General features: G+C 62.1%; 1 protein-coding gene. It reads left to right on the top strand.

Annotation, left to right across the window (positions count from 1 at the left end; translation table 11 throughout):
• Positions 1–815, top strand: an 815-nt coding sequence (locus CAPSK01_RS02075) for a GNAT family N-acetyltransferase (RefSeq protein ID WP_273702905.1), incomplete at both ends; no start/stop codon positions are given.

The following is an 815-nucleotide window of genomic DNA, read 5'->3' as shown; positions in this document are numbered from 1 at the left end:
GCGTCAATGGCGTTTCGATCGAACCGTACCTGGCGCGACCGAACGGTCGAGAACTGATGATCGGGGTCTCGCGCGATCCGATCTTTGGTCCGATCATCACTTTCGGCGCCGGTGGTACCGAAGTCGAAGTGTTCAGCGACCGGGCAGTTGCCCTGCCACCGCTCAACCGCTTTCTGGCACGAGACCTGATCGCCTCGACGCGCGCCTCCAAACTGCTCGGCGAATTCCGCAACATGCCGCCGGTCAACCTTGAAGCCCTCGAAGACGTGCTGCTGCATGTTTCGCAGATGATCTGCGAACTCCCCTGGTTGCAGGAACTCGATCTCAACCCGCTGATCGTCGATGAGAACGGCGGGATCGCCGCCGACGCGCGCATCGTCATCGATTATGCGGCGCCTTCGGGCGACCGCTATGCGCACATGGCAATCCACCCCTACCCGGTGCATCTGATCCAGGACTGGGAACTTCCGGATGGCCGGACGGTGACGATCCGCCCGATCCGCCCGGAAGACGCCGAACGCGAGCAGCAATTCGTCATCGGCCTGTCCGACGAAAGCAAGTACTACCGTTTCATGGATACCATCCGGGAACTGACGCAGACCATGCTGGTGCGCTTCACCCAGATCGACTACGACCGGGAAATGGCCCTGGTGGCAACCCTCCCCGACGCCGATGGCAAGGAATTGCAGATCGGTGTCGCCCGCTATGTCACCAACCCGGACGGCGAATCCGTCGAGTTTGCGCTGGCCGTCGCCGATGACTGGCAGAAGCACGGCGTCGGCCGCAAGTTGATGAGTGCGCTGATCGACTGCGCG

The organism is Candidatus Accumulibacter vicinus, assembly GCF_000584955.1.
Classification (GTDB): domain Bacteria; phylum Pseudomonadota; class Gammaproteobacteria; order Burkholderiales; family Rhodocyclaceae; genus Accumulibacter; species Accumulibacter vicinus.
Note: the sequence above shows the minus strand (reverse complement) of the source record. Positions and strands in the feature narration are given on the sequence as shown.